At 62.7% G+C, this 24,697-nt stretch carries 22 protein-coding genes; 3 read left to right on the top strand and 19 right to left on the bottom strand.

Translation table 11 applies throughout. The annotated features are described in order from the left end of the window. Positions 1-17 precede the first annotated feature (17 nt). Complete coding sequence (fabI, locus tag AC1DZP_RS21055) at positions 18-830, top strand: enoyl-ACP reductase FabI (RefSeq protein WP_095082403.1); 813 nt, start codon at positions 18-20, stop codon at positions 828-830. A 206-nt stretch (positions 831-1,036) separates the two neighbouring features. After that, positions 1,037-2,581: a putative bifunctional diguanylate cyclase/phosphodiesterase gene (locus AC1DZP_RS21050; protein ID WP_457153193.1), complete on the top strand. Its 1,545-nt coding sequence runs from the start codon at positions 1,037-1,039 to the stop codon at positions 2,579-2,581. Between the two features lie 72 nt (positions 2,582-2,653). Here AC1DZP_RS21050 and AC1DZP_RS21045 read toward each other — a convergent pair whose 3' ends face one another. The 10 genes from AC1DZP_RS21045 to rimP form a co-directional block, all read right to left on the bottom strand. After that, entirely contained in the window at positions 2,654-3,673 is a 1,020-nt protein-coding gene (locus tag AC1DZP_RS21045) for a class I SAM-dependent methyltransferase (protein WP_477305086.1), read from the bottom strand. A gap of 133 nt (positions 3,674-3,806) precedes the next feature. After that, on the bottom strand, positions 3,807-5,954 hold the full coding sequence (gene pnp, locus AC1DZP_RS21040) for a polyribonucleotide nucleotidyltransferase (RefSeq protein WP_095082409.1): 2,148 nt from the start codon (positions 5,952-5,954) through the stop codon (positions 3,807-3,809). 278 nt (positions 5,955-6,232) lie between these two features. Further along, positions 6,233-6,544: a 30S ribosomal protein S15 gene (gene rpsO, locus AC1DZP_RS21035; RefSeq protein WP_269470859.1), complete on the bottom strand. Its 312-nt coding sequence runs from the start codon at positions 6,542-6,544 to the stop codon at positions 6,233-6,235. A 140-nt stretch (positions 6,545-6,684) separates the two neighbouring features. Beyond that, the gene (gene corA / locus AC1DZP_RS21030; RefSeq protein ID WP_095082411.1) at positions 6,685-7,779 is read right to left on the bottom strand and encodes a magnesium/cobalt transporter CorA; all 1,095 of its coding nucleotides are present in this window, start codon (positions 7,777-7,779) and stop codon (positions 6,685-6,687) included. A gap of 99 nt (positions 7,780-7,878) precedes the next feature. Continuing rightward, positions 7,879-8,874 (bottom strand): tRNA pseudouridine(55) synthase TruB, encoded by a 996-nt coding sequence (gene truB, locus AC1DZP_RS21025; RefSeq protein WP_477305084.1) that lies wholly within the window; start codon positions 8,872-8,874, stop codon positions 7,879-7,881. Beyond that, a complete protein-coding gene (gene rbfA / locus AC1DZP_RS21020; protein WP_477305082.1) occupies positions 8,874-9,299 on the bottom strand; it encodes a 30S ribosome-binding factor RbfA in 426 nt (141 codons plus the stop codon). Before rbfA ends, truB begins: the two co-directional genes overlap by 1 nt. Before the next feature lie 140 nt (positions 9,300-9,439). After that, the gene (infB, locus tag AC1DZP_RS21015; RefSeq protein ID WP_477305080.1) at positions 9,440-12,007 is read right to left on the bottom strand and encodes a translation initiation factor IF-2; all 2,568 of its coding nucleotides are present in this window, start codon (positions 12,005-12,007) and stop codon (positions 9,440-9,442) included. Then, positions 12,004-12,654: an RNA-binding protein gene (locus AC1DZP_RS21010; RefSeq protein WP_111544685.1), complete on the bottom strand. Its 651-nt coding sequence runs from the start codon at positions 12,652-12,654 to the stop codon at positions 12,004-12,006. The genes infB and AC1DZP_RS21010 overlap by 4 nt, the downstream gene beginning before the upstream one ends. A 38-nt stretch (positions 12,655-12,692) precedes the next feature. After that, on the bottom strand, positions 12,693-14,288 hold the full coding sequence (gene nusA / locus AC1DZP_RS21005; protein WP_095082421.1) for a transcription termination factor NusA: 1,596 nt from the start codon (positions 14,286-14,288) through the stop codon (positions 12,693-12,695). Between the two features lie 49 nt (positions 14,289-14,337). Then, complete coding sequence (rimP, locus tag AC1DZP_RS21000; protein WP_477305078.1) at positions 14,338-14,985, bottom strand: ribosome maturation factor RimP; 648 nt, start codon at positions 14,983-14,985, stop codon at positions 14,338-14,340. 289 nt (positions 14,986-15,274) lie between these two features. On the opposite strand from rimP, the gene AC1DZP_RS20995 reads away from it, so the two are divergent. Continuing rightward, positions 15,275-15,439, top strand: a complete 165-nt coding sequence (locus AC1DZP_RS20995; protein ID WP_095084276.1) for a hypothetical protein — start codon at positions 15,275-15,277, stop codon at positions 15,437-15,439. A gap of 70 nt (positions 15,440-15,509) precedes the next feature. Here the strand turns inward: AC1DZP_RS20995 and trmB are convergent, their stop codons facing one another. From trmB to miaB, 9 genes are all read right to left on the bottom strand, one after another. After that, positions 15,510-16,211: a tRNA (guanine(46)-N(7))-methyltransferase TrmB gene (gene trmB, locus AC1DZP_RS20990; RefSeq protein WP_477305076.1), complete on the bottom strand. Its 702-nt coding sequence runs from the start codon at positions 16,209-16,211 to the stop codon at positions 15,510-15,512. 23 nt (positions 16,212-16,234) lie between these two features. Next, a complete protein-coding gene (gene metK / locus AC1DZP_RS20985; protein WP_457151723.1) occupies positions 16,235-17,500 on the bottom strand; it encodes a methionine adenosyltransferase in 1,266 nt (421 codons plus the stop codon). 170 nt (positions 17,501-17,670) lie between these two features. Further along, the gene (locus AC1DZP_RS20980) at positions 17,671-18,090 is read right to left on the bottom strand and encodes a helix-turn-helix domain-containing protein (RefSeq protein ID WP_457151722.1); all 420 of its coding nucleotides are present in this window, start codon (positions 18,088-18,090) and stop codon (positions 17,671-17,673) included. A 141-nt stretch (positions 18,091-18,231) separates the two neighbouring features. Next, the gene (gene lnt / locus AC1DZP_RS20975) at positions 18,232-19,824 is read right to left on the bottom strand and encodes an apolipoprotein N-acyltransferase (RefSeq protein ID WP_477305074.1); all 1,593 of its coding nucleotides are present in this window, start codon (positions 19,822-19,824) and stop codon (positions 18,232-18,234) included. 95 nt (positions 19,825-19,919) lie between these two features. Continuing rightward, positions 19,920-20,390 (bottom strand): VOC family protein, encoded by a 471-nt coding sequence (locus AC1DZP_RS20970; protein ID WP_477305072.1) that lies wholly within the window; start codon positions 20,388-20,390, stop codon positions 19,920-19,922. Between the two features lie 128 nt (positions 20,391-20,518). Continuing rightward, entirely contained in the window at positions 20,519-21,592 is a 1,074-nt protein-coding gene (locus tag AC1DZP_RS20965; RefSeq protein WP_095082435.1) for a hemolysin family protein, read from the bottom strand. 28 nt (positions 21,593-21,620) lie between these two features. Next, positions 21,621-22,127, bottom strand: a complete 507-nt coding sequence (ybeY, locus tag AC1DZP_RS20960; RefSeq protein ID WP_477305070.1) for an rRNA maturation RNase YbeY — start codon at positions 22,125-22,127, stop codon at positions 21,621-21,623. Between the two features lie 17 nt (positions 22,128-22,144). After that, positions 22,145-23,137, bottom strand: a complete 993-nt coding sequence (locus AC1DZP_RS20955; protein WP_023758127.1) for a PhoH family protein — start codon at positions 23,135-23,137, stop codon at positions 22,145-22,147. Positions 23,138-23,220: 83 nt separating this feature from the next. Next, positions 23,221-24,630 carry a tRNA (N6-isopentenyl adenosine(37)-C2)-methylthiotransferase MiaB gene (gene miaB, locus AC1DZP_RS20950; protein ID WP_477305068.1) on the bottom strand — a complete coding sequence of 470 codons (1,410 nt, stop codon included), beginning with the start codon at positions 24,628-24,630 and terminating at the stop codon, positions 23,221-23,223. Between the last annotated feature and the right edge of the window lie 67 nt (positions 24,631-24,697).

Raw genomic sequence — 24,697 nt, 5'->3', positions numbered from 1 at the left:
CATAAGGATTGGCGGCCATGGACGGATTGATGAAGGGCAAGCGCGGGCTCGTCATGGGTGTCGCCAACGATCATTCGATCGCCTGGGGCATCGCTCGGAAATTGTCCGAACATGGAGCGGACCTTGCCTTCACCTATCAGGGTGACGCCTTCGGGCGCCGGGTCAAGCCACTCGCCGACAAGCTCGGCGCCTCGCTGGTCGTGCCGTGCGATGTCGAGGACAGCGCTTCGGTCGCCGCCACCTTCGAGACCCTGGGCAATGCCTGGGGCGGGCTTGATTTCGTCGTCCACGCCATCGGCTTTTCCGACAAGAACGAACTGAAGGGCCTCTACGCTGACACCAGCCGGGACAATTTCGTCCGCACCATGGTGATCTCCTGCTTTTCCTTCACCGAGATCGCCCGCCATGCGGCCGCCTTGATGAAGGATGGCGGATCGATGATCACGCTGACCTATGCGGGCTCGGTCCGTGTCATGCCGAACTACAATGTCATGGGCGTCGCCAAGGCCGGACTTGAGGCCAGTGTGCGTTACCTCGCCAACGACTACGGTCCGCGCGGCATCCGGGTGAACGGCATATCGGCTGGACCGGTGCGCACGCTCGCCGGCGCCGGGATTTCCGATGCGCGCCATATGTTCTCCTACCAGCAGCGCAACTCGCCGCTGCGCCGCACCGTGACCATCGACGAGGTCGGCGGTTCCGCGCTCTACCTGTTGTCCGATCTGTCTTCGGGCGTTACCGGCGAAATCCACTATGTCGATTCCGGCTATCACATCGTTTCAATGCCGACGCTCGATGAATTGAAGCAGACCGATGGCGGGCGAGATTAATACCTAGCTCCCAAAAGTGCGCAGCGGTTTTGGGACGGCGACGCGTATAAAACAAAAGCTTAAGATGCGCCGACGAAATCCGTTTCAACGCGACGCGCTTTAGTCCGCACATGAAATACTTCCGGTCCAATAAAATTGGACGCATTCGCGGAAACTCATTTTAAGGACATATCCGCTAGAAAGCCCTGTACTCTGGGGACCTTTCAATGTCGGCCGTCAGCAACCCGAAGCGAACACCGGTGTTCCGGCTGCTCACCATAGCAAGCTCGGGTATCGGCAGTTTTGTCCTCGGACTCTGGGGCTTGAAGCACGGTCTCAGCGATAGTTTTGCCGGCATATCGGCGGACATGATGGTCGCGATGATGGCCGCCCTGTGCGCACTGGCGGCGTCGGTAGCCGCGATGTCCTTCTTCGCCGGCGTCGATGAATCAGCGGATTTCGTCTTCGAGGAGACCCATTTCGACAAGTTGACCGGCCTGCTGGCACGTCCGGCGATGGTCGGCAAGATCGCCGAGGCGGCATGCGCGACGAGCCGGACCGGCGAGCCGGTGTTCCTCATCGACATCGACATCGATCGGTTCAAGCAGATCAACGACGCCATCGGCTACAGCCAGGGCGACGAGTTGATCCGTGAGTTCACCAAGCGATTGAAGACTTGCCTGCCGCAACGCGCGGTGATCGGACGCATCGGCGCCGGTGAATTCGCGATCCTTCTCCCCGACAATCAGGTGTCAGGGTCACTGGAAAGTGCCATCGAGAGGCTCATCGACGAGATGATGGAGCCCTATGAGCTCAGCACGCACATGCAATCGGTCAGCCTGTCAGTGGGCATCGTGGCGATGCCAAAGGACGGTGTCGATCCCGTCCTCATCCTGCGCCGCTCCAATCTGGCACTGCAGAATGCGCGCGCCAGCGGCCTCGGCAACTGGTCGGTCTTCCACGCAGAAATGGGCAGGGTCGCCGACCATCGCCAGTGGGTCGAATCCGAGTTGAACGTTGCCTTCGAGCGGGGCGACTTCGACCTTCACTACCAGCCGCAGCTCGATCTCCCGACCGGCCGAATCGTCGGCTATGAAGCGCTGATCCGCTGGCGGCATCCTGAACGCGGCATGATCCCGCCGATGGAGTTCATTCCGATCGCCGAGGAAACCGGCATGATCGGTCCGATCGGAGAATGGGTGCTGCGCAAGGCCTGCAGCGACGCGCGCCATCTGCCCGAAGACTGCTTCGTCGCCGTCAACATCTCGCCCGTGCAGTTCATGACCAAGGACTTCGTCGGTATCGTGCGCGACACCATGACCAGCACCGGCATCAAGCCGTCGCGGCTGGAACTGGAAGTGACCGAGACGGCGATGATGCAGGACCGCGACCGCGCCGCCACCATCCTGAAGGAGTTGGCAGACATGGGCATCTCGGTTGCCGTCGACGATTTCGGCACCGGCTATTCCAATCTGAGCTATCTGATCGACTTCTCGTTCGGCAAGCTGAAGATCGATCGCTCGTTCGTCAGCCGCCTCGACACGGACTCCAGCTCCGGCGCAGTCGTTTCGACCATCGTCGGGCTTTCGCGCGCACTTGGCGTCAGCATCATCGCCGAAGGCGTCGAAACCGAAAGCCAGGCGACGCTGCTTAGGGCAGCCGGCTGCGAAGTGGTGCAAGGCTACCTGTTCGGCAGGCCGGCGCCACTCAGGTTCAGGGTCGGTGACGCTCACGTTACCGACGAGACGCGGCGCGTCGCCAATCTGCATTGAACGCGGCGCCGCATCTGCTCTCTCGATGATGATCTTTTTCGAAAACCGGTTCCCACTTTTCGGGATCAAGCTTTAACGACGCGCGACAAGCACCTTGAACATACCGTCGCGGGCGAGCTCTGCATGGCTCGAAAAAGTAGCAGACAGCACCGGCTCATAGGGAAGCTGGCGGTTGGCAACCATGAACAGCCGCCCGCCGGGCTTCAGGGCCTTGGCCGCCGCGCGGATCATGCCGGCGCCGATCTCAGGCTCGGCCGCGCGGCTGCGGTGAAAGGGCGGGTTCATGGCGATCGCGTCGTAGCGCTTCTCGACCGGCTCCTTCAGCAGATCAGTCCAGAAGAATTCCCTGGTGATCGACTGACCAACCGCTGCCAGATTGAGCTTTGCGGCTTCGAGCGAGGCGAAGTCCGCCTCATAGAGGTCGAGCGCCGAGATGCCCGGCGCCCGGGCGGCTATCTCGGCAGCCACATACCCCCAGCCGGCGCAGAAATCGGCAACGCTCCCACGCAGATCATTGGGCAGGTTCTCGACCAGCAATCTCGAGCCGGTATCGATCCGGTCGAACGAAAACATGCCGGGCGCGGTGCGGAACCGGCCTTCAACAAGCAGAGCGGGATTGGCAGCGCGCAGGTTTTGCGTAGCGGCCGGATCGGCAGGACGGCGAAACCAGAAGGCAATGCCGTGATACTTCGGCAGATGCCCCTCGAGCGGCACCAGTTCGCCGACGCGCTTGCGCAGGCTGGCGATACCGTCGTCCTTGCCGCCGGCAATGACGATCAAGCCGCCCGGCGCCACCCGCTCGAGCGCCTCGGCGAGGCGCAATTCGTTCAGCCCGCGATGCCGGCCAGCAAGCACAAGTGCCATGTCGAAGCCACCACCTTCGGCCTGAGCGGTGACGATGAGCCCAGACGCCTGCAACGCGCGAAAATGCGGCCGGAAGCCCTGTACCAGATGAAGCTCGGCCCCGAAGCCTTCGGGCGGGCGAAAGCCCGGTTCAGCGCCAAGAAACAACGCGCGATCGCCCTTTCCCGGCAAAGGAACAGCCTCGGCCTCAAAGGGATGAAAAAGCGTCTTCAGCGGCTCGGCGGACATTGTTCGATCTCGAAACGAGGCCTGTCTTGACAGTCTGAGGATGAAAAAACGGGCTGAGAATGAAAAGACGGGCTGAAAATGAAAACGGGCGCGACATAAGCCGCGCCCGCTTCGATTTACAATTTCAGGCCGATCAGGCGGCGTTTTCTTCGCCTTCGGTCTTCTTGTCGCGGGCGAGTTCCTTGCCGGTGGCCTGGTCGACGACCTTCATCGACAGGCGGACCTTGCCGCGCTCGTCGAAGCCCATCAGCTTGACCCAGACCTTGTCGCCTTCCTTGACGACGTCCGAGGTCTTGGCGACCCGGTCGTTGGCAAGCTGCGAGATGTGGACGAGACCGTCACGCGGACCGAAGAAGTTGACGAAAGCGCCGAAGTCGGCGGTCTTGACGACTGTACCTTCGTAGATCTCGCCGACTTCCGGCTCGGCGACGATGGTGTGGATCCACTTCTTCGCCGCCTCGATCTCCTTGGCGTTCGACGAAGCAATCTTGACCGTGCCGTCGTCCTCGATGTTGATCTTGGCGCCGGTCTTTTCGACGATCTCGCGGATGACCTTGCCGCCCGAGCCGATAACGTCGCGGATCTTGTCGGTCGGGATGTGCATGACTTCGATGCGCGGCGCGAACTCACCGAGTTCCGAACGCGCGCCGGAGAGCGCGTGGCCCATTTCGCCGAGGATATGCAGGCGGCCGTCCTTGGCCTGGCCAAGCGCGATCTGCATGATCTCCTCGGTGATGCCGTCGATCTTGATGTCCATCTGCAGCGAGGTGATGCCGTTGGCGGTGCCAGCGACCTTGAAGTCCATGTCGCCGAGGTGATCCTCGTCGCCAAGGATGTCGGAGAGAACGGCGAAACGCTCGCCTTCCTTGATCAGGCCCATGGCGATACCGGCGACTGGCTTAGCCAGCGGCACGCCGGCATCCATCAGCGCCAGCGAAGTGCCGCAGACGGTCGCCATCGACGACGAGCCGTTGGACTCGGTGATCTCCGAAACGACGCGCAGCGTGTAGGGGAACTGGTCAGCGCTCGGCAGCATCGGGCGGATGGCGCGCCAGGCGAGCTTGCCATGGCCGATCTCACGGCGGCCCGGCGAACCCATGCGGCCGGTTTCACCGACCGAGTAGGGAGGGAAGTTGTAGTGAAGGAGGAACTTCTCCTTGTACATGCCGGTCAGCGAATCGACATACTGCTCGTCCTCGCCGGTGCCGAGCGTGGCAACGACCAGCGCCTGGGTCTCGCCGCGGGTGAACAGCGCCGAACCGTGGGTGCGCGGCAGCACGCCGACTTCGGAGACGATCTTGCGGACCGTCTTGAGGTCGCGGCCATCGATGCGCGAGCCGGTGTCGAGGATGTTCCAGCGCACGACCTTGGCCTGGAGTTCCTTGAACACGGCGCCGATCTGCTCGGACGTGTACTTGGCGTCTTCGCCTTCAGCCGGAGCAAACGCGGCCTTGACCTTCGCCTTGACGGCGTCGACGGCGGCGTAGCGCTTCTGCTTGTCGATGTTCTTGTAGGCATCGCGAAGCTCGCCTTCGACGATCTTCAGCATTTCGGCTTCGAGCGCGGAATAGTCCGGCGCGGTGAAGTCGCGCGGCTCCTTGGCGGCAACTTCGGCCAGCTTGATGATGGCGTCGATGACCGGCTGGAAGCCCTTGTGGCCGAACATGACGGCGCCGAGCATCAGCTCTTCGCCAAGTTCCTTGGCTTCGGACTCGACCATCAGAACGGCGTCGGTGGTGCCGGCGACGACGAGGTCGAGCTTGGATTCCTGCATCTCGTCGACATGCGGGTTGAGCACGTATTCGCCGTTGATGTAGCCGACGCGAGCGCCGCCGATCGGACCCATGAAGGGAACGCCCGAAAGGGTCAGGGCCGCCGAGGTGGCGACGATCGACAGAATGTCGGGATCGTTCTCGAGATCATGCTGGACGACGGTGACGACGATCTGGGTGTCGTTCTTGTAGCCGGCGGCGAAAAGCGGGCGGATCGGGCGGTCGATGAGGCGGGAAACCAGCGTTTCCTTTTCGCTCGGACGGCCTTCGCGCTTGAAATAGCCGCCTGGGATCTTGCCGGCGGCGTACGTCTTTTCCTGGTAGTTGACGGTCAGCGGGAAGAAATCGAGACCTGGCTTCGGCTCCTTCATCGAAACGACGGTGGCGAGAACCTTGGTCTCGCCGTAGGTCGCGAGCACCGCGCCGTCGGCCTGGCGCGCGATCTTGCCGGTTTCGAGGATGAGCGGACGACCGCCCCATTCGATTTCCACTTTGTGGTGATTGAACATATCTTGTCCTTAATAAGCGGAAAGGGCCGCGCCGTTTCACGGTGCGCGGATGCCCTTTCCCTGGCTTCCTTTCTCGGGCAGCCACGGGCAAGACAACGGGAAGCTCGGGTGATTTCAGCGCGGCGAGCGCGCGAGCGTCCTGCAATCCTGCCCCATGACCGTCCATGGGCGGTTTCGAGTGGCCCTCTGCACGGCTCGAAACCGGGTCTGGCCAGTCGATACGACTGGCAGAATGCGCGACCGGCGGGCCCTCCGAAGAAAGCCCGCCGGTCAATTCGTCAACGGCGCAGACCGAGCTTCTCGATCAGCGTCTGGTAGCGCGCGTCGTCCTTGCGCTTGAGATAATCAAGCAGGCTGCGGCGCTGGGAGACGAGAGCGAGCAGACCACGGCGGGAATGGTTATCCTTCTTGTGGTCCTTGAAATGGTCGGTCAGGTTCTTGATGCGCTCGGAAAGGATGGCCACCTGGACTTCCGGAGACCCGGTATCGCCCTTGGCGGTTGCGAATTCACCCATCAATTCCTGTTTGCGCTCGGCAGTAATCGACATCGTGTTTTTCCTTATCTGTTTGAGGAAACGGGTCGCCCTCAGCCGGGATGTCGTCCAGCAGGGGCCGGTGCAAGCAAAGCGTCATAGCGCTATGCTGCGGCGCGTATAGTGCAATTCCCGAGAAAACACCAGCCCAATTCACAAGCCGGCTTTTCAGCCCAAAATGACAGGTTTTATCCTTGTTATAGCCATTTCTTCCATTTGAAGAAGGCGATCAGCCCAAACGCGACAAGCGCCATGAACAGCAACGATGCCGGATAGCCATAATAGGCTTTCAGCTCCGGCATGTTCCAGGGCGAAGACTCCGGATCGAAATTCATGCCCCAGATGCCGACCAGGAAGGTGAGCGGCATGAAGATGACCGAGACGATGGTGAGGTAGCTGATGACGTCGTTGGTGCGCGCCTGACTCAGCGACAGATGCATCTCGATCAGGCCGGTCAGCATATCGCGCTGGGTTTCGACCAGTTCGATCAGCCTGAGCGAATGGTCGAGCGTGTCGTTGAGAAAGATCTTGGTCTCAGCCTTCACATAAGGCACGTCGTTGCGGATCAGCGTTGCCAGCGCATCGCGCATCGGCCACAGCACCCCCTTCAGCACATTGGCATCGCGCCGCAATTCATGCAGCTGCCGCATCTGATGCTTGTGCGTCGTGTGCAGCATTTCGTCCTCGATGCCGTCGACCATGTCGCCGGCGGCCTCGATCGGCGGGAAATAGCTGTCGACGACAGCGTCGATCAGCGCGTAGGCGAGGTAGTCGGCGCCGCGCGCGCGCAACCGGTTGGGTGCCGAGCTCTCGATGCGCTTGCGTACGGGATTGAACGGATCGCCTTCACGCTCCTGGAAGGTGACGACGAAGTTGTTGCCGAAGAAGACGGCGATCTGCTCGTAGCGGTGCGACGTGACATCATCAATCATCCTGACGACGACGAAGGCATGATCCTCGAAGAAGTCGACCTTCGGCCGCTGGCCGGTGTTGACGACGTCCTCCAACGCCAGCGGATGCAGACTGAAAATGCGGCCGATCTCCTCGATCAGCGGAATGTTGGCGAGGCCAGTGCAGTCGAGCCAAATGACCGGCCATTTGTCGCAATGGGTGTTCAGGTCGTCGATGCTGGCATTTTCGATGGTCTTGAATTTCTGCGGCGAGATGAGGGTCAGCCGCAGTTCCGAGCGCCGCGCCGCCGGATCGGCGATCAGCGTGCCAGGCGACGCCCCCACCGGCGGCCGCCGCGTCTTCACCGGCGCCCGCTTTTTCACCGCCTCGGCCTTTTCCATATGCCCCTCGAGCGTAAAGTCGACCTGAAGTTAGAACCTCGTTTTGTCGCAATTCCGGACGGAAAACCGCTCTCGCTTTTCCTGGAATTGCCTTGGCCGTCAGCCGGCAAAGACTCGCTTGGGCTTGAACATGCCTTGCTCGATGGCACCGATGGCGACCAGCTTGCCGCGCGCCGTGGCGCAGGCTTCTTCGGCTTCCACCGGTGCGTCGCGGCCGCGGATGATGACCGGATTGCCGAGGCGGATTTTCGTCGCCGCGTCGTCGCTGATGGCGACCTGCGGTAGGCAGTCGAGGGCAGCGGATGTATCCACCAGAAGTGCGTCGATGGCGTCGAAGTCGATCGGCGCTGCCACCGCGCCAGCGGCTTCAACCATATCAGAGGCATCTGTCGCGTCCGGCTCGTCTTCACCCGGCACGCCGAAACGGGCGGCCTCCAGTTCGGCGATGGTGACGAAGTCCTCCGGCGTGAACGGCTCGACCTCAACCCGGCGCAGTTCGGAAATATGGCCGAAACAGCCGAGATCGCGGCCCATGTCGCGGGCCAGCGAGCGCACATAGGTGCCCTTGCCGCATTCGACTTCGAAAACAGTATGGTCGGCATCGTGCTCGACAATATCGAGCCGGCCGATCTCGACCTCTCGTGCGGGTATGTCGACCGTCGCGCCGTCACGGGCCAGATCATACGCGCGCTCGCCCGATATCTTGATGGCCGAGAATTGCGGCGGCGTCTGCATGATGACGCCGGTGTATTTCGGCAGCAGCGCAAGCACCTCGGGTTCCGCCGGACGCAGGTCTGAGCTCTTCGTCACCGGACCTTCGAGGTCATCGGTCGAACGCTCCTGCCCCCAGGCAACGGTGAAGCGATAGATCTTGGCGCCGTCCTGCACGTAAGGCACGGTCTTGGTGGCTTCGCCAAGCGCGATCGGCAGCATGCCGGACGCCAGCGGATCGAGCGTGCCGGCGTGGCCGGCCTTTTCCGCCTGGAACAGCCATTTGATCTTGGAGACGGCTTCGGTCGAACCCATGCCGACCGGCTTGTCCAGGACCAGCCAGCCCGAGATCGGCCGGCCCTTCTTCTTGCCGCGACGCGCCACTATTCAGAGTCCTTGTTGTCTTCTTTGTCCTGGCCTTCGGAGCCCAGATCGCGCGCCACTTCAGGCGACTTCAAGAGATCGTTGATCCTGGCGAAATTGTCGAAGGAAGTGTCCAGCTTGAAGCGGAACTCCGGCATGAACTTCATCTGCCGCAGCGCGCCGGAGACACGGCCACGCACGAACTTCGCATGCTTGTTCAGCGCCTCGACCACCGCATCGGTATCCTTGGCGCCGAGCGGCGAGACGAAAGCGGTGGCGACCTTCAGGTCGGGCGACATGCGCACTTCCGAGACCGAAACCACGGTGTTCTCGATCAGCGGATCGATGATCTCGCCGCGCTGCAAGGTTTCGGACAAGGCATGGCGCACCTGTTCGGCGACGCGCAGCATGCGCTGGGATGGGCTGGATGTGGTTGGACGGGGCATTTTTCTCGATCCTGAAAGCGTGAGGCGCGGGATGGAACCGTGCCGCATGTCTCATATGGTCATTCTCAATAGGACCTGCTCAATAGACTTGGGGGCGGCGGTCTTTCGACCACCGCCCAGTATCGACAAGTCACTCGAACTCAGAGCGTACGGGTCACCATCTCGACGCGGAAGCACTCGATGATGTCGCCGACGCGCATGTCCTCGTAGTTCTGGAAGGCCATGCCGCACTCCTGGCCGCCGGGAACTTCCGCAACCTCGTCCTTGAAGCGCTTCAGGGTCTTCAGCGTGCCTTCGTGGATGACGACGTTGTCGCGGATCAGACGCACGCCCGCACCACGCTCGACCTTGCCTTCGGTGACACGGCAGCCGGCGATCTTGCCGACCTTGGTGATGTCGAAGATTTCGAGGATCTGCGCATTGCCGATGAAGGTCTCGCGACGCTCCGGCGACAGCAGGCCCGACAGAGCCGCCTTCACGTCATCCACAAGGTTGTAGATGATCGAGTAATAGCGGATCTCGATGCCCGCGGCAGCGGCGGCGGCACGTGCCTGCACGTTGGCACGAACGTTGAAGCCGATGATCGCCGCACCCGAAGTCTCCGCCAGCGACACGTCGCTCTCGGTGATGGCACCGGCGCCGGCATGGACGATGCGCGCACGCACTTCGTCGGTGCCGAGCTTGTCGAGCGCCGCGTTGATTGCTTCGATCGAGCCCTGCACGTCGCCCTTGATGACCAGCGGGAATTCCTTCAGCCCGCTCGTCTGCAACTGCGACATCATCTGCTCGAGCGAACCGCGCTGACCGGCATGCTTGGCAACCGCCTTCTCGCGCGCCAGACGCTGGCGATATTCGGTGATCTCGCGGGCACGGGCTTCATTGTTGACCACGGCGAAGCGGTCGCCGGCCTGTGGGGTTCCCTGCAGGCCAAGCACTTCGACCGGCATCGCCGGCGGTGCTTCCTTGATCTGCCCGCCACGATCGTTGACCAGCGCGCGCACCCGGCCCCATTCGTTGCCGGCGACAAGGATGTCACCCGGCATCAGCGTGCCGGTCTGCACCAGCACGGTGGCGACGGGGCCACGGCCCTTGTCGAGTTGGGCCTCGATGACAACACCCTCGGCGGTACGGTCCGGATTGGCCTTGAGGTCGAGGATTTCGGCCTGCAGCAGGATCGCCTCGAGCAGCTTGTCGAGATTGGTGCCCTTGGTCGCCGACACTTCGACGTCCAGCACTTCACCGCCCATGGATTCGACGAAGACCTCATGGCGCAGCAGTTCGGAGCGCACCTTCTGCGGATCGGCATCATGTTTGTCGATCTTGTTGATCGCCACGATGATCGGAACGCCGGCCGCCTTGGCGTGGCTGATCGATTCGATCGTCTGCGGCATGACGCTGTCGTCGGCCGCAACCACCAGGATGGCGATGTCGGTCGCCTGGGCGCCACGAGCACGCATCGCCGTGAAGGCAGCGTGGCCGGGCGTGTCGATGAAGGTGATCTTGTGACCGTTCTTCTCGACCTGGTAGGCGCCGATATGCTGGGTGATGCCACCGGCTTCGCCAGAGACGACATTGGCATTGCGGATGGCGTCGAGCAGCGAGGTCTTGCCGTGATCGACGTGGCCCATGATCGTCACGACGGGCGGACGCGTCACCAGATCCTCGGCATTGTCGGCGATGTTGAACAGGCCTTCCTCGATGTCGGACTCGGCGACGCGGCGGACCGTGTGGCCGAATTCGGTGGCAACCAGCTCCGCCGTATCGGCGTCGATGACGTCGCCCGGCTTCAGGATCTGGCCCTGCTTCATGAAGAACTTGACCAGATCGACCGCACGCTCGGACATGCGTTGCGCAAGTTCCTGGATGGTGATGGTCTCTGGCAAGATCACTTCGCGCATGACTTTCTCGCGCGGCTCATTGTGCATCGCGCGCTTGAATTTTTCCTGGCGGCGGCGCATCGACGACAGCGAACGGGCCCGCGCGTCCTCATCGGACAATGCGGAATTCAGCGTCAGCTTGCCACGACGGCGATCTTCCTCGGCCTTGGTCGGCTTGGCCGGACGCGCCACTTCAGGCGTGACCGGACGGCGCACCGGCGCGCCAGCGCCAATCCGCTTCGGCTTGACCTCTTCCTCGTCGTCGACCGTTGCCAGTTCCGCGGCCAGCGGCGCGCGGCGGCGTGCCTCTTCCTCGGCGCGACGGCGGGACTCGGCCTCGGTCTGCAACCGCGCCTCTTCCTCAGCCTGGCGGCGCGCGGATTCTTCGCGTTCGCGCTTGCGGCGCTCTTCGTCCTCGGCGCGGCGCTTGGCGTCCTCGGCAGCGCGCTGACGGTCCTCGACCTCGCGCACCTTCGAGCCTTCGAGCGCCCTGCGGCGCGCTTCCATTTCACTGCGCGACAGTTCGTTCAGCACCATGCCGCTGCGCTCGACCGGAGGCGGCGGCGGTGGCGGCGCCTTCGGCGCTTCCTGCACGACGGGCGCGGCCACAACCGACGGCTTCGGTGTGAAGACGGGTGCGGCAACCGGCTCCGGCTTGTCGCCGGGCATCGAGAACTTGCGCTTCTTGGTTTCGACGACGACCTGCTTGGTGCGGCCGTGCGAGAAGTTCTGGCGCACAGTGCCCTGTTCCATACCGGGGCGCTTTAGCGTCAAGGTCTTCTTCGGCGTCACACTCAGCGTATTGTCGTCACCCGATTTCGTATCGCTCATTCCATATCCTCTGCGGCATCATCTTCGTCAGCAACAGCCGCAAGCATTGCCAGATCGTCCGGGGAACCGCCCCGATACCGGTCGAGCGCAACCATGCGCTTCTGGACCGCCCTGCCCGCGTCTCCCGCGAGAACGGCAGCATGTATCACATTTGTACCCCCCAATGCCAAGCTCAACTCGGCCTCGGAGAAAAGTTTGTAGGCAAGGATAGCGGGCCCGCCGAGATGGACTGTCGCCCGTCGCGCCTGGCTGATCTTGCGCACGCCGTCGTCGGACGCCTCGGTCGCATGGAGCACGAAAAGCGCCAATCCGCCGCGCACCGCGCTCTCGACCTTGGTGGCTCCAAGAGAAATCGCGCCTGCCTTGCGAGCAAGCCCAAGCATGCCCAGAGCGGATCTGGAAAGCAGCCCGTCGACCATGCCGCCAAGATCGGGCGGCACGACCACCTGTGCCTTGAAGGCACGGGCAAAAAGGTTCTTCGCCGCCGCCTTGTCGATATGTAGGCGGTCGGCGCTCACCCAGCAACCACGGCCGGGCAGATTTCTCTTGATGTCGGGAACGACGGCCGAATCCGGGCCGACGACGAACCGGATCAATTCATCCGGTTCGGCCTGCCTGCGGGTGACGATGCAGGTGCGATCGTTCATCTCGTCCAAGGGCGGGTTCGGTGCGATGCGGTTTCACCTCACGCACCAACGGCTTCGTCAGCCGTTTCTTCTTCGGCTGCAAGCTCGTCTTCGGTGATCCAGCCAGCCTTGAGGCGGGCGGCCAGAACCATCTGCTCGGCATCGGCGCGTGTCACGCCATGACTGGCCAGCACGCCCGGATAAACCTTCGTCTCGCCGTCCTTGCGTTCCTTCCAGCCGGTCAGGTCGTCGGCGGCATAGCCGGCGAAATCCTCGATCGTCTTCACGCCGTCCTCGCCGAGCGTCACCATCATGGCGGTGGTGACGCCGGGGATTTCGCGCAATTCGTCGGAGACGCCGAGCGCCTTGCGCTTGTCGTCGTGCTCGGCTTCAATCTTCTCCAGATACTCGCGGGCGCGGGTCTGGATTTCCGAAGCGGTGTCTTCGTCGAAGCCATCGATCGAGGCGATTTCGCCGGAATCGACATAGGCGACTTCCTCGACGCTGGTGAAGCCTTCGGAGGCCAGCACCTGGCCGACCATCTCGTCGACGTCGAGGGCTTCCATGAACAGCGACGAACGCTCGACGAATTCCTTCTGGCGACGCTCGGATTCTTCGGCCTCGGTCAGGATGTCGATGTCCCAGCCGGTCAGCTGCGAAGCGAGCCGCACGTTCTGGCCGCGGCGGCCGATGGCCAGCGACAGCTGGTCGTCGGGAACCACGACTTCGATGCGTTCGGCATCCTCGTCGAGCACGACCTTGGCGACTTCCGCCGGCTGCAGCGCGTTGACGATGAAGGACGCGGCCGAAGGCGACCACGGAATGATGTCGATCTTCTCGCCCTGCAATTCGCCGACGACGGCCTGGACGCGGCTGCCGCGCATGCCGACGCAGGCACCGACCGGATCGATCGAGGAATCGCGCGAGATGACGGCGATCTTGGCGCGAGAACCGGGGTCGCGGGCGACCGACTTGATTTCGATGATGCCGTCATAGATTTCCGGCACTTCCATCGTGAAGAGCTTGGCCATGAACTGCGGATGGGTGCGCGACAGGAAGATCTGCGGGCCGCGCTGCTCGCGGCGCACGTCGTAGACATAGGCGCGGACGCGGTCGCCATATTTGTAGTTTTCGCGCGGGATCAGTTCGTCGCGACGGATGATCGCCTCGCCACGACCGAGATCGACGATGACGTTGCCATATTCGACACGCTTGACGGTGCCGTTGACGATCTCGCCGATGCGGTCCTTGTATTCGTCATATTGGCGGTCGCGCTCGGCCTCACGCACCTTCTGCACGATGACCTGCTTGGCCGACTGGGCGGCGATGCGGCCGAAATCCATCGGCGGCAGCTGTTCGGCGATGAAGTCGCCGAGCTGGGCGTCGGGATTGCGCTCGCGCGCCGAGGAAATGGCGATCTGGGTGGCGTAGTCGTCGACCTTCTCGACCACTTCCATCAGCCGCTGCAGCTTCATCTCGCCGGTGTTCGGATTGATGTCGGCGCGGATGTTGGTCTCCTGGCCGTAACGCGAACGCGCTGCCTTCTGGATCGCATCGGCCATGGCGGCGATGACGATCGACTTGTCGATCGACTTTTCACGCGCGACCGCATCGGCGATCTGCAGCAGTTCAAGCCTGTTGGCGCTTACAACCATCGTTTTTCTCCCGAGCCTGTTTGCCGGACCTTTACGCCCGGCAGCTCAATCATAGTTCCTGTTCGGTTTCGTTTCCCGCGCCGGCATCCGCACCCTCGGGCGCATCATCGTCCGGTTCGCCACGGCGTTTCTTGGCTTCCTTGCGCGCCCTGTTGTCTTTCGACAGGGCATCGCGAATGAGATCGTCGGTCAGGATCAGGCGCGTTTCGGAAATCGCGTCATAGGGGACCCGCACCGTCGGCTCCTCGCCATAGGCGGCCTTTTCGCGCTCGATCAGCACATCGTTGTCACCGGCCTCGACGATCTTGCCCTTGAACCGCTTGCGGTCGGCGACGATGATCGACGTCTCCATCTTGACCAGATGGCCGGTCCAGGTCGCGAAATCCGATTTGCGGACCAGCGGCCGGTCGATGCCGGGCGAAGAGACTTCGAGGTGATAGGCCTTTTCGATCGGATCATCGACGTCGAGGGCCGGCGACACCGCGCGGCTGACCTCTTCGCAGTCCTCGACGGTCATGGTGCCGTCCTCGCGCTCGGCCATGATCTGCAGCGTCAGCCCGTTCTGGCCCGACAGATGCACCCGCACGAGGCGGAAGCCGATGCCGCGCAGAACCGGCTGGACGATCAGCGCGATGCGCGCATCGATGCCGCTTTCGCGGATGATGCGGTCGTCGCCTTCGCTTGCCGTTGCAGTCATTCGATCCCTGTCGTTCTACCCGAAGCTACCGGCAGGTAATAAAAAAGAGCGGGACCGGGTGGACCCACTCTTCGTCATACCGACCAAGAATTTGAGGCTGATATAACCGATCATGGCCGCTGTTTCAAGCCCGCCGTACCCTCACGGACAAAAGCCGTGGCAACGCCAGTGTTGCGCCAGACGCATGGCCTCCATGCGGCAGTACCCCTGTGAGCCTCAACGCTGCATCACCATCTATGTTGCATCGCACAAAGATGACGACATGTCACAGCAGCGAAAGGATACGACCATGACCAACCGCAAGATTCTATCCGCCATAGGCGATCTCTTCACGACATTTGGCAGTGCAGTCGCTGCGTCGCGTTCCGTGGAAGCCGGCCGTAGGCCGCGCGCGGACGACCTGCGCAAGCTCGGCATGGATCCGGCTGTCTTCAACAGGATCGGCCGTTTCTAAGGATTTGGCGGGCTGACGACGCACCCGCTTGCCGCCGGCGAACGCCGGAGGCCGCGTGCGGTCGGCCTGCTTACGTCCTGATGAAGGTAAGATAGGCGGGCCGCCGGCCCTCACGAACAGCCTTCGCCTCGTAACGGGTACCCGGCCAGCCATCGTAGGGCCGATGCCAATCCGCCGCCTCCGAAGCCTGCCACGCGAATGCACCATGCGCCCGACAGTGCAGCAAGGTCCAGTTCACATAGGTGTCGATATCGGAGGCAAAGCGGAATTTTGAACCCTGCTTCAGCACGCGCGCGAAACGGTCGAGATTGATCGGGCTGACGAAACGGCGCTTCCAGTGCTTCTTCTTCGGCCACGGATCCGGATAGAGAAGATCAATGCCGGCGAGCGACGCCTGCGGCAGCCAGTCGAGCAGCCGGGTGGCGTCGTCGTCATAGACCCTGAGATTGGCAAGCGGCCTTTCCCTCACCGCCATCATCATCTTGGCCATGCCGTTGACGAAGGGCTCGACGCCGATAAAGCCAATCGATGGCGCCTCGGTGGCGCGATGCAAGAGATGTTCGCCGCCGCCGAAGCCGATTTCGAGACGAACCGCCGAAACATCCGCTTCAAACAGGGTGCTGAGATCTGCCGGAGGTTCACCCGTCAGATCGAGCCGATACGTGCCAAAGCCGCTTTCCAGTGCGGCCGCCTGCTGCGGACGCATGGTCTTGCCGCGCCGGCGACCGAAGAAGGCTTCGGTCGCGCGGCTTGGTCTGTCCTTCGGGTCCATGGCAGGACTTTGCGGCGCCGCTGTCAGGCGGCGACCGCGTCCTTGAGCGCCTTGGCGAGATCGGTCTTTTCCCAGGAGAAGGACCCATCGCGGCCGGCTTTGCGGCCAAAATGGCCGTAGGACGACGTCTTGGCGTAGATCGGCTTGTTGAGATCGAGATGGCGGCGGATGCCTGACGGCGACAGATCCATCACCGTGCGCAGCGCCTCTTCAAGCTTGGCCTCGTCGACCTTGCCGGTGCCGTGCAGGTCGACATAGACCGACAGCGGCTGGGCGACGCCGATGGCGTAGGAAAGCTGAATGGTGCAGCGGTCGGCGAGTTTCGCCGCCACGACGTTCTTGGCGAGGTAGCGCGCCGCATAGGCAGCGGAACGATCGACCTTGGTGGTGTCCTTGCCCGAGAAAGCGCCGCCGCCATGCGGTGCGGCACCGCCATAGGTGTCGACGATGATCTTGCGGCCAGTCAGCCCGGCGTCGCCATCCGGCCCGCCAATGACGAACTTGCCGGTCGGGTTGATGTACCACATGCAGTTGTCGGCGATCTTGAGCTCGCCCAGCGCCTCGCGGATATAGGGTTCGACGACCTTGCGGACCTTCTTCGAATCCCAGCTCGCATCGAGGTGCTGTGTCGACAGCACGATCTGCGTCGCCTCGGCGGCCTTGCCGTCGACATAGCGGACAGTGACCTGGCTCTTGGCGTCCGGACCGAGCCTGCCGGCTTCACCGCTGCCTTCGTGGCGGGCGGCGGCTAGCAGTTCGAGGATCTTGTGGCTGTAGTAGATCGGCGCCGGCATCAGATCCGGCGTCTCGCGGCAGGCATAGCCGAACATGATGCCCTGATCGCCGGCACCTTCCTCGCCCTGGCGGTCGGACGCATTGTCGACACCCTGGCCGATATCGGGCGACTGACCGTGCAGCAGGACCTCGATTTTCGCGTTCTTCCAGTGGAAGCCGGCCTGCTCATAGCCGATTTCACGGATCGCCTTGCGGGCTACCGACTTGAACTTCGCCGGATTGACCACCGGGTGGCCGGCGGCATCCTTGAGGATGTTGCCTTCCTTGTCCTTCTTCAGCAGCGTCTCGGGGACGCGCACCTCACCGGCGATGACGACGCGGTTGGTGGTGGCCAGCGTCTCGCAGGCGACACGGACTTTCCATGGGTCCATGCCGGTCTTCTTGGCTTCGCGATAGACCAGATCGACGATCTCGTCGGAGATCCGGTCGCAGACTTTGTCGGGATGGCCCTCGGCAACGGATTCCGAGGTAAAGAAGTAATTCTGCCGCGTCACGGGTGTCCCCTCTTGAAAAAACGATCGGCAGGCTGCCGATTTTGGCGCGCCACGTGTTAGCGGGGTGGAGCGCCGCTCGTCAAGCGGTGCTGCCGTTCTGGCATGAATGTCGATGCAGTTATCTTGTGCCACCGGCGGCAGGTTGCCGCCGGTCCAAACGGGATTGCGGATCAGTCGAGATCGTCCGTGGAGAGCGATTTGACCAAGTCAATGATCCTGCGGCGCACCTTGGCATCGGCAATCTTGACGAAGGCGCGGTTAAGCTGAAGGCCTTCAGGACTGCCGCAGAATTCGACGGCGAAAGCCATCGACGTGTCTTCGGCAAAGCCACGGCCGTGCGCGGCCTCCTGGCCGGGCGCATCCTCGAAAAAGAAGGCGACTGGCACACCGAGAATCGACGCTATCGCCTGCAGGCGGCTGGCGCCGACGCGGTTGGTGCCCTTTTCATATTTCTGAATCTGTTGAAATGTGATGCCGAGATTCTCGCCCAGTTTCTCCTGGCTCATTCCGAGCATATTGCGGCGAAGCCGGATGCGACTGCCAACATGGATGTCGATCGGATTCGGTTTCTTCTTGTTGTCTTCTGTCATTTTTTCCTCGCCGAATTTTTTCGGCTTTCTCTATTTTTTCTTTGCCCAAACGACGCCGGCGGCAACTGCCCCAACAGAACGATCCACCGACTTCGAGAAAATTTCAGGCGCTTACAGTATGAGTTTCTAATGTGTGGGCTGTCAATTCACCCGTAGCCTTTGCCTTACGTTCAACAATGCGGCGGCGATGGCAAACAGCAACATGATCAGCATTCCGTTAATGCGTCTCTGGCCGGCGGATATGAACGCCTGTCCGGAAATCGGCACGCGTGCATCGATGGCGCCGCGCGCATTGATCGCCAGCGCATCGACGACGCGCCCGCGCGTATCGACGACGGCCGAGATACCGTTGTTGGCAGCACGCAACAATGGCAATCCATTCTCCACCGCACGGATCTGGGCCTGCCTGAAATGCTGATACGGACCCGGCGTGTCACCGAACCACGCATCATTGGTAACGTTCACAATAAGCTGCGCTGACGTAGCGTCAACTGCCACCAGATCGGGAAAGATCACCTCATAACAGATAAATGGCAGCGCACGGATGCCGTCAGGCAAAGTGATGGCGTGCCGCTCGTTGCCGGCCGCAAATGTCATCGGCCCGGCAACCAGTTGCTCGATGCCGAAACGCTCGAGCAGATCGGCGAAAGGCAGGTATTCGCCGAACGGCACCAGATGAACCTTGTCGACGGCGTCGGCGATTTCACCCTTGTCGTCGATCGCCACTACGGAGTTGTAGTAGCGGCTGTCGGCATTCGCCGCCGAGCCGCCTTCCTCGCGGACGACGCCGGCGATCAGCATCTGGCCGGGTCCGAGCATGTCGCCCAGCGCCGTCAATGCGTCCGGGCGCTCGGTGAAGAGGAATGGCACCGAGGTCTCGGGCCACAGGATCAATTGCGGCTTTTCATGACCGGGATCCGGCGCCTTGGCCGACAGCCCCATCAAAGTTGCGAAGATGCGGTCGCGCACCGAGGCATCCCACTTTTCCGACAGATCCACGGCCGGCTGGACGATGCGGACATCAAGGCTGTGCGTCGCCGGCTTTTCGGGAGTGGCAAGCCTGACATAGCCGAAACCGATATGGGCGGCGGCGAGGACGGCAAACAGTGCCGCGCCGAGGCGCAGATGCCGGCGCGCCACCAGCAGCGCCGGCAATGCGAAGACGAACACAGCTAGCGCGTTCATGCCGATCATGCCGGTCACCGAGACGCTCTGCATCAGCAAGGGCACGGGCATGGCCGCATAGCCGATCGCATTCCAGGGAAAACCGGTGAACAGGAAGTCGCGCAGCCACTCCGCCAGCCCGAAACCGAAGGCAAGGGCGGCGATGCGGCCGATATCGCTGCTCCACAGCAGGCGGGCAACCATTGCCGCAAAGCCGTAGAAAAAAGCGAGAGCGAAGGGAATGCCGACCACCGCGAAGGGAAGCGCCCAGGCAAAGCTGTCGGCCTCGACCAGCAGTGCCGAGCCGATCCACCAGAGGCCGGCAAGGAAATAGCCGAAGCCGAACCACCAGCCGACGGCGAAGGCAGGCCGCAGGCGACGAAACAGGCTGCCGGAGGCTTCGCCGGTGGCGCCATCGATCAGCCAGACCAGCAAGGGAAACGAGATGAAACAGGCAGCGAAGAAATCGTAAGGGGCCTGTCCAAGCACGGCAAACGCCCCGGCGAGAAACGCCACCAGCGCGCGCCGCCAACCCCAAAGCAGAATTATCCGGCCGGCCAGGCGCTCCATGCAAACTTCCGAGTCGCGCGAATCAGGAAGCAAGATTTAACAGGCCGCGGTCCGCGTTCCAAACGCCGGATGGCTGGCTGCGATGCAAGCTCCGCCTACCGGTGCCAGCCGTCGATGCGCACGCCGCCCAGCCGTTCGGCCTCTTCACGCGAAACAGCTCGAATGGTCTGGGTGAAGGTCCAGACATGGCCTTCGGGATCACGTGTCCGATACTGCCGTTCGCCGTAGAACTGGTCGGCAGGCTCCTGGATGATCTCGGCGCCGTTTGCCCTGGCGTGCTCACAATGGGCGTCCAGGCCGTCCTTCAGCCGCACATAGACTGATTGGGTGTTCTTGCCGGAGACGGAACAGGGGCTGGCGACGTAATCGGTCCATTCGGAATCGACGATGATGTAGCCGTCGCCGAACCGCATCTCGGAGTGGACGAGCCTTCCATCGGTGTCGCTGACCACCATGCTGCGCTCGAAGCCGAAGGCCGTTTCCAGCCAGTCCAGAGCGGCGCGAGGGTCCCTGTAGAACACCCCGGACCCCAAGGTGGAATGCTTGAAGGGGTCCTCGACCGTCATCTGCGAGCGCTTATGTCCTTGTTTTGTCGCATGATGTTCGTCCGAAAAGTCTGCAACTTTTCGGCATCGTGCTTTGGTCTTGTCGCATGATGTTTATCCGAAAAGTCTGCAACTTTTCGGCATCGTGCCTAAGCCTGCTCCGTGCGTGCGGCGCGCCGGCGGCGCTCACCCTTCTGGCTCTGCACGATGCGCACGCGCTTGACGCGGCGCGGATCGGCATCAAGGACGTGGAATTCGAAGCCGGGGATGGCCTGCACCACCTCGCCGCGCGCAGGCACGCGGCCAAGCGTGTTGAAGATCATACCGCCGATGGTATCGACATATTCGCCATGTTCGCCGGCGGCGAAATCCTCGCCGATCATTTTGGCGACGTCGTCGATCTCGGCCTTGCCGTCGACGATGAACACGCCGTCGCCGCTCTGGGTGATCATCGGCTCATCGTCGTCATGCTCGTCCTCGATGTCGCCGACCACCATCTCGACGATGTCTTCCAGCGAGGCAAGGCCATCGGTGCCGCCATATTCATCGATGACCAGCGCCATCTGCGTGCGCGTCGTCTGCATGCGGCCCATCAGGTCGGAGGCAAGCATCGACGGCGGCACGAACAGCACCTGGCGGATCAGGTTGAGGTCGCCAATGGTGCGCGCGAGGTCGACCTGCGTGAGGTCGAGAACCGTGGCGGCAGGGGTTTTCCGTGTCGAGCGGCCCTTCTTGACGCGCGCGATCTTGGTGATGTGGGCCAGCACGTCGCGAATGTGCACCATGCCGCGCGGATCATCGAGCGTCTCGGAATAGACCGGCATGCGCGAATGGCCGGACTGCTCGAAGGTGCCCAGCAGATCGCCGAGCGTCGTCGTGATCTCGACCGCCTCGATGTCGGCGCGCGGCACCATGACGTCCTCGACGCGCACCTCGCGCAAACGCAGGATGTTGTTGAGCATGGCGCGTTCGCCGGGCGAGAAGGCGCCGGCGTCGCTCGCGGTTTCGGCAAGCGCCCCGGCGATTTCCTCACGCAGGCTGGTCCCGTTGCGCTGCCGGAACAGGCCCAGCACGCGGTCGAATAGGGAGGGACCGGCTGGCGATGTTTCGCTGGCAACGCTGCCGGTAACGGTACTCGGACTTGATCCCTCTTCCGACGTATCGGAAGCCTTGTTCGCACTGCCGGCGTCGGGGCGGGCGGCAGTCTCTGGTTTGTCGTTCATCGTCGTCCGGTCAATTGGTCAGACGTAGTTACGCGTAGGGATCGGGAATGGCAAGCCTCGCGAGCGCTGCGCGCTCGATGGCCTCCATCGCCTCGGCCTCGGCGTCGGTCTCGTGGTCATAGCCCAAAAGGTGCAGCAGGCCATGGACCACGAGATGAGTGATATGGTTCTCGACAGGCTTGTCTTCCAGTGCCGCTTCACGCGCGACCGTCTCGGCGGCGAGCACGATGTCACCCAGCATTGGCGGCAATGGAGCGCCTTGCACAAGCGGAAAAGCTGGGAAAGACAAGACGTTGGTCGGTTTGTCCTTGCCGCGCCAGCCGGCGTTGAGGGTCCGGATATGGGCGTCGTCGGAAAAAACGAGGCTGAGTTCGGAACGGCCCGACACGCCGGTTTCGGCAAAAGCAGCCGCGACAGCGCCATCGACCAGCCGTGTCAGGCTTGCCTCATCGGGCCAATTGCCCGCCTCGACTGATATATCAATTTCGACGGGGACCGGACGTGCCCCGTCGCCGGATATGTTGTCCTCAGGCATGAGGCCGCATCGTCACATCAATTCTCGGCGCCGAGGCCGCGCGCCAGTTTGGCATCCCGGTCATACGCCCTGACGATTTCCGCCACCAACGGATGGCGGACGACGTCGCCATCGTTGAAGCGCACAGTTACCGCGCCGGCCACGCCATCCAGCACGCGCAAGGCTTCGACCAGGCCCGATTTGGTGTTCGAGGGCAGGTCGATCTGGGTCGGATCGCCAGTGACGATCATGCGCGAGTTCTCGCCGAGACGGGTCAGGAACATCTTCATCTGCATCGGCGTGGTGTTCTGCGCTTCGTCAAGGATGACGGCGGCATGCGCCAGCGTGCGGCCGCGCATGAAGGCGAGCGGCGCGATCTCGATCACCTCCGCGGCAATGGCGCGCTCGACCTTGTCGGCGGGCATCATGTCGTAAAGCGCATCATAGAGAGGGCGCAGATAGGGATCGACCTTCTCCTTCATGTCGCCCGGCAGGAAGCCCAGCCGTTCGCCGGCCTCCACGGCCGGCCGCGACAGGATGATGCGTTCGACCATGCCGCGCTCAAGCAGCATCGCGGCATGCGCCACCGCCAGATAGGTCTTGCCGGTCCCGGCCGGGCCGATGCCGAACACCAGTTCCGACCGCTCCAGCGCGCGCATATAGGCGTCCTGGTTGAGCGAGCGGGCATAGATCGTCTTCTTGCGGGTGGCGATCTGGGCGGCGGAGACCTTCCCCTTGCGTTCCAACGTCGGCAAGGTCAGCTGATCGTCGGCGGCAATCGCCATGCGCACGGCGCCGTCGACGTCGGACTGGCCGATGTCGACGCCCTTCTGGAGAATGCCGTAGAGATTGTCCAAAGCCCGGCGGGCCTGCTCGGCGGCCGACGCCGAGCCCTTGATCGTCAGCTGGTTGCCGCGCGAGCGGATGTCGACGCCGAGCTTCTGCTCGAGCCTGGCCAGGTTCTCGTCGAACTGACCGTAAAGGGCGCTGGCAAGCTTGTTGTTGTCGAAAGTCAGAACGATGTGCGCCATGTCAGAAGCCCCAGACGCCGGTGCCGGGGGCAGGCTCTTCACTTCTGCAGCGCTCAACCGTCTCTCCTCATCTGCCGAGACCCTCAGGCCAATTCGGCGAACAGGCTGTTGTAGCCCGTCTTCGTGATTCGCACCTGGATAATGTCACCGATTTCGCCGGCCTTTTCATCAACAATAACGGGCTGCAGCCAAGGTGAGCGGCCGACCTTCTGGCCGGCCTGGCGGCCGGGCTTCTCGATCAGCGTGTCGATGGTGCTGCCGACGAGGCTTGCGCCGAAATCCTGCTGCTGCTTCAGAAGCAAGGCCTGCAGCCGCTGCAGGCGCTCATCCTTCACCATTTCCGGCACATGGTCAGCCATCTCGGCGCCCGGCGTGCCGGGACGCGGCGAATATTTGAACGAGAAAGCCGAGGCATAGTTCACCTGGCGCACCAGTTCCATGGTCGCCTCGAAATCCGCCTCGGTCTCGCCGGGGAAACCGACGATGAAGTCGCCGGAAAGCGCGATATCCGGTCGCGCGGCACGAATGCGGTCGAGCAGCGTCAGATAATCCTTCGCGGTGTGCCTGCGGTTCATCGCCTTGAGGATGCGGTTGGACCCGGATTGTACCGGCAGGTGCAGATAGGGCATCAACGCCGGCAGATCACGATGGGCTGATATCAGTTCATCGTCCATGTCGCGCGGGTGGCTGGTGGTGTAGCGCAGCCGCGCCAGCCCTGGGATTTCGGCCAGCCTGAGCAGCAGGCGGCCAAGGCCCCATTCCTCGCCGTTTTCGCCCTGGCCATGCCAGGCATTGACGTTCTGGCCAAGCAGCGTCACCTCGCGCACGCCGGCTTCGGCCAGACGTTGCGCCTCGGCAACGATCTGCGCCACCGGCCGCGACACTTCGGAGCCCCTGGTGTAAGGCACGACGCAGAAGGTGCAGAACTTGTCGCAGCCTTCCTGGACGGTGAGGAACGCGGTGACGCCGCGCTTGATGACCTCGGCGCGTTTGGGCTGCGGCAGATGCTCGAACTTGTCCTCGATGGCGTAGTCGGTCTCGACTATCTTTTCGCCGCCGCGCACCCGCGCCAACACGTCGGGCAGCCGGTGATAGGTCTGCGGGCCGATGACCAGATCGACGGCCGGCGAACGGCGGATGATCTCGGCCCCTTCGGCCTGCGCCACGCAGCCGGCGACGCCGACCAGCATCTCGCGGCCTGCCACGGCGCGTTCTGCCTTCATATCACGGATACGGCCGAGCTCGGAATAGACCTTTTCGGCCGCCTTCTCCCTGATATGGCAGGTGTTGAGCAGCACCAGATCGGCCTCGCCGATGGCATCGGTGGCGGCATAGCCGTCGGCGGCCAGCGCATCGGCCATGCGCTGTGAATCATAGACGTTCATCTGGCAGCCATAGGTCTTGATGAAGACCTTCCTGGTGGCTGCCGCCGGCACGGCCATCGCTTCGGCCGCGGCGTCAATGTCGTCACGCTCTATCGTGTTCAAGTCCATCCGGCGGCTTCTAACGCCTTTCGATGACAAAAAACAGACGATTCTCCACCACGGCCGTCACGCACAG

The organism is Mesorhizobium sp. P2_F8, from assembly GCF_056403655.1.
The sequence above is the reverse complement of the archived record's forward strand: the minus strand, read 5'-3'. Positions and strand labels throughout refer to the sequence as shown.